This window comes from Paenibacillus sp. P5_B5 (genome assembly GCF_056400365.1).
The window spans coordinates 1-4,729 of record NZ_JBFULK010000039.1 but is presented as its reverse complement, the minus strand read 5'-3'; the positions used below and the strand labels follow the sequence as shown (position 1 = coordinate 4,729).

Annotated in this window: 3 protein-coding genes and 1 pseudogene; all 4 read right to left on the bottom strand. The window is 38.4% G+C overall.

What is annotated here, in order from left to right:
- Positions 1–270 precede the first annotated feature (270 nt).
- The gene (locus AC1DOK_RS24255) at positions 271–1,212 is read right to left on the bottom strand and encodes a M15 family metallopeptidase (RefSeq protein ID WP_477556860.1); all 942 of its coding nucleotides are present in this window, start codon (positions 1,210–1,212) and stop codon (positions 271–273) included.
- 915 nt (positions 1,213–2,127) lie between these two features.
- Positions 2,128–2,910 carry a DUF7683 domain-containing protein gene (locus AC1DOK_RS24250; protein WP_477556859.1) on the bottom strand — a complete coding sequence of 261 codons (783 nt, stop codon included), beginning with the start codon at positions 2,908–2,910 and terminating at the stop codon, positions 2,128–2,130.
- Positions 2,911–3,194: 284 nt separating this feature from the next.
- Positions 3,195–3,971 (bottom strand): Nif3-like dinuclear metal center hexameric protein, encoded by a 777-nt coding sequence (locus AC1DOK_RS24245; protein ID WP_477556861.1) that lies wholly within the window; start codon positions 3,969–3,971, stop codon positions 3,195–3,197.
- Between the two features lie 370 nt (positions 3,972–4,341).
- A pseudogene (locus tag AC1DOK_RS24240) lies at positions 4,342–4,729 on the bottom strand (hypothetical protein); the annotation flags it as partial.

Below are 4,729 nucleotides of genomic sequence, written 5' to 3'. Positions count from 1 at the left end.
CTTTGACCGCCTTCAGTTTGAATTCTTCTGTATATGTTTGAAATGATTGTCCTTTTTTAGCCATAAAAATATCCCCTCCAAGAGTCACTCCCAACCCTCATGATAACATGACGGTTTTTTTGAGTGTCTACTTAAAGGGGATAATACCATTTACGCGGTTTTTAATGAGATAATGTTCTTGTCACCCGACAACTCTCTTTACTCTTGGATTGTAGCGTAAGTTTCCCCGCTTCTACCGGATCATTATGCGCTTTGATGTTAATTTTTTAGTTATTTCGACACCGGAATGGCACCATAATACTCCTCAAGTGTAATTCCTTTATCCGCGATCTCTTGTGCAATCTCCTGTCCTACATAACGAATATGCCACGGCTCATATATATAGCCTGTTATCGCCTCGTCTCCTTTAGGATAACGAATAATGTATCCATATTCCGGAGCATGCTTGTCCAACCACTCGGCTTCTTCGGTACCTCCGAAGCAATCCTGAGCCGCACATTTACCATCACTACCAGAGACATCAATCGAGAGCCCTGTTTCATGCTCACTCGTACCTGGATATGCACTATAAGTTTTTGCCTTTTCTAATCCATCTTTTTTGACATAGCGATCAAACAATGCGGTCTGAGTGGCATGGGAACGGTAGGCAGATACACCCGCCAAATGAATACCATCCTCCTTAGCTGCGGCAAACATCTCTTCTAATGCGCCAGCTGCTTCCTTACGCATCTTACGTTTGTCGATTTTTTCTTTGAAAACAAATGCAACATCCGGATATACTAAATCAGTAGGATTATAATCTTCAGGCAGCTTATTCTGCTTGTTTACCAATACACCAATACTGGATGGCTTAGCAATCACTGCAATTCCAGATGAATCTGTACTAGGCTTTGGAGTTGCCTTAGGTTTTGCTGTAGCCAGAGGTTTTGCTGTCGTCTCAGGCTTATCCGTCTGAATAGGTGGTTTCGTAACTGGTGTGTCTGTTGTAGATGGTTCGGTGTTCGGCGCTTCCATTGTCGGCATTTGTGTAGGTTGAGCAGAAGGTACTATATTCTCTACATTTTCTTCAGTCGCTTGATCAAATAAATTCTCATAACGAATTAACAAAAAGCTCGCTATAGCAACTATGCATACGACAGAGAAAAATAATGTTCTTCTTCTACGTTTCCTCTGTTTCTGTTGACTCATCCGTTGATTTACTCGCTTATTCATACTCTACTCCCTACTCATTTATAATAGTAGAGATTTACAATGAACTAGAATAGCGATCAATCTAGCTCTCCTCTACTATAATATAGACGATGTGGTGTCGTAAAATGTTACATATTGTCTCTATTTCTCCTGATATTTTTATATGGGGATTGAGGTTTCTTTTGCCTTTGACATCACACTATGATAGGTAGCATATTAAACTAATACGAATTGTAAATAGGAGTTAATAGACAAACCGGACTGATGTGCTCAATCCGGCCTGTTTTTGTTGTGAAAGGTAGGCGGTACCGTGTCATTGCGGGTGAAGGAAATTCCTAAAAGATGCAAAACGTGGAGATTCATTACATTACATTGCATTGGATTTTCACCGGTATTACTTGATGATACCTTTTTTAGCTACCGTGTTGAAATTGAAATATCAGCTTTTTTCCATAAGCCAGATATAACAACTCCCGAAAGAACCTATTTTGACATTCCATTAAACGTTGGGAAGTGGCGTTGCCGCTATGATACTACTGGTCAATTTGTTGAATTGGATGCACAGCAATGTCTATTTAAACTATATCACATGTTTTAGCTCCACTTTACTGGTAATCTTGACAAGCAATTAGCTGGTTAGCTTAATGCCTATGTCTAGTCTACAACTTTATTTTCCACGGCAATCAGATCAAAATGTTGTCATTAGTCGGCAATCGGATCTGATTCTTGTCATTTTGTTTTGACAACAATTTGATCCGATAAAATAAAAAAACCACGTTATACGTGGAAATTAATCGGACAATATTTGTGTCAACCGACACTTGACTTTCTTTAACTGCATTTAACTCCATTTTTGCCATTACATTTCGTTGAATATATGGTGTTAATTCCTCTGTTTCAGCTTTATAGTGTCCCGTTAGTTGAATGTCATGCTATTCAATGACCAGCCCAAAATCCATATTCATACTTTCTAAAATCCATTTTATGATTTAAGAATTTCTGAAAGAATTCCATCTGTTCTATTGTTATTTCAAATGAACCAAAAACTGGATGTTCTTCTGATAAATTAAATACCTTTCGATATTCCTCTAATGGCACATCTTTAATTTCCTCATTACCAACAACTATCTTGATTTCATCGTCAATTTCATTCCATTGGACTAATCTTGTTGTATCTTTTTCCTCGAAGTAATACGGTGAACTACATTCCTCAACAAAAAGACCACTTTTTGTTGCAAATTCAAGTGCAGTTAAAGATTTTTGACTACTGCCAATGAACATATAATAATCCCAACCAAAATGCACAAAAAAATTATCTGTGGAAAATAACTGACAGTCAGCAAAATTTCTTAATATCATTTTGCATATAATGCGAATTTCATTTATGTTCACAATCATATCTTCCGTAATATTGATCTCACCAAATTCATGGTCATATAACACTGATTTCTTATCTTCGTGTGAAATCAATCTATTAGATGCCTGGATCACACGCAGAGAATATTGCCTCATTTCATTTAAAAACGCTATTATTGTCTCTACATAAGCATGTTCAATAAGGAGATATTTTTCTAATGTAAATAAATCCCCATTTATTATTTCCCCAATTTCAGATGGACAAGTCCATTCATCTAATAAATAATGATCTTTTTCATTTCTAAAAATCGGGTTATATTTTGTGATTCTCCACTGATATTTTATTTCAAACACCACTTTCATAACCTCTTGATCATAAAAAAAAAGACACCTTAGTATAACAGAATATATGATGATCGTATTAACCATAACTGTCCGTTAGCTGATAAAGGCTGTCGATTTATGAACTGTGACCCGTTTTATGGCCACTTTGAAAAAAGAGCCCATAAAACGGATCATAAGTCACCATTGCTGTCGGCAGCCTTCTCCTGTTGACTATTGAGCTATAGTGTCCCGTTAGCGTAGTGGTAGTTACGAAAATATTATAGTTCGATAACAAAATCCGAGAATATTGCCTCCGTCAACACTCAAATGCGCTGTACCGCGAGAGGGCTCGCAATAAAATCTACTTGAAGATCGGGGAATGCTTCACGCACCATTTCCACGACTGTTAGCATCCCTGCCTCCTCGCTGTTCTGATGTCCTGTAATAATCAGCGCCTTTGAAAGTCCCATATCCGTTGCATCTCTCACATATTCGTTCGTCTCCCATTCATTCGTCTCGCCAACGATTAAGAGATCGATATTTCTGCTCTCAAAGTATTTGATATGCGAACGACCGCCTGACGCACCAGGCATCAGTCCGAATCGCCTAACTGGCATTTCCGGGTCTCCGGCCACCAGCATGCTATCGATATCGAGTTTATTTTTCAAATGGGTGACTATGGTACGGACGGTATGCTGTTCATCATTGGGGAATGCAAGTAGGCTCATCTTCTCAGGACTGGCATAAGCTTCCCACTCCAACTTCTTTAGCATGCCTACTAGAATACCGTCTGGCTTGTATTTGTGGACATAATCATGCAATCGGAATATCGAAATCCCTGATTCCTCAATGAGCTTTCGTTTCCTCTCATATACCTGGTCCCCTTCCAACCATTCAACTTCATCCATATGGTTGTAGTATGTCGGCTCGTGTGTGATGATCAGATCGACACCTGATTCAACTGCTTGCTTTATTACAGCATAAGTGGCCATGAACACAACGGCCACTTTTCGTACCTCAGCATTCAAGCGTCCGCTCTTCAGCGTATCGATGGTCGATTCCAGATGGCCAACCGGTTCGATGAGGCGATTCAGTACCATTTGCACAGTAATGATCATGTATGAGACCTCCTTGTTAATGGATTATATTGTTTATGTACCTGCGAATTCATAAGCTTGAGTGAGATTTGTGAATCTTTTCGAGGGAGCTCAATGAGGATACCGATGATTCCTTCGGTGATTTGTTAAGCATAAAAGTTAGTTATCCACGCACATTGCAATTAATATTTTATTTTTATCAACAATCACCGCCCGCACAATGTGTCGAAATTCAACATCCATATATGAATCACCACTTCCATAAAAATTTCGATATCGGAGTAGTGGGAACCTTCCTATTTTGATGTACTTTTCAAAAAATTGTTTCCTTCAACGGACATTAAAGAGGAGCTATCCTTGCGGCAGCTCCACACTATCGTGTCCCGTTAGATAATCTATTCCTATCTTTAAGGTTTAACATTTGATTATTGTAGAAATTCATTGCAATTTCATGATTCCAGATCTGTGCTTCAACATAAGGTATCGTTCCTTTAGGAATCATTGATTCAAGGTTATTCATTACATCAGTTGTCATCATAGACTTTACTTCTGACATTGTAAAAATCTGCCCATGATATTTAGCGTTGTAATATTCTTCAGGTTTATCTCTTTCCATCCAAAATGAAACCATACTATCTGGAAATGTAAAGCTTACATCATTTTCACTAAATATTGATAACGGAATTCGTAGAAAATTTATATCTAACCCCGTACTCGAAGCGTAACTCTCTATCCAATCTGCTGTCCCCAAGACGGAATAA

What these genes read in the sequence shown, in the direction of transcription:
- AC1DOK_RS24255 (WP_477556860.1), bottom strand. Translation starts at nt 1,212, where the DNA reads ATGAATAAGCGAGTAAATCAACGGATGAGTCAACAGAAACAGAGGAAA.
- AC1DOK_RS24250 (WP_477556859.1), bottom strand. Translation starts at nt 2,910, where the DNA reads ATGAAAGTGGTGTTTGAAATAAAATATCAGTGGAGAATCACAAAATAT.
- AC1DOK_RS24245 (WP_477556861.1), bottom strand. Translation starts at nt 3,971, where the DNA reads ATGGTACTGAATCGCCTCATCGAACCGGTTGGCCATCTGGAATCGACC.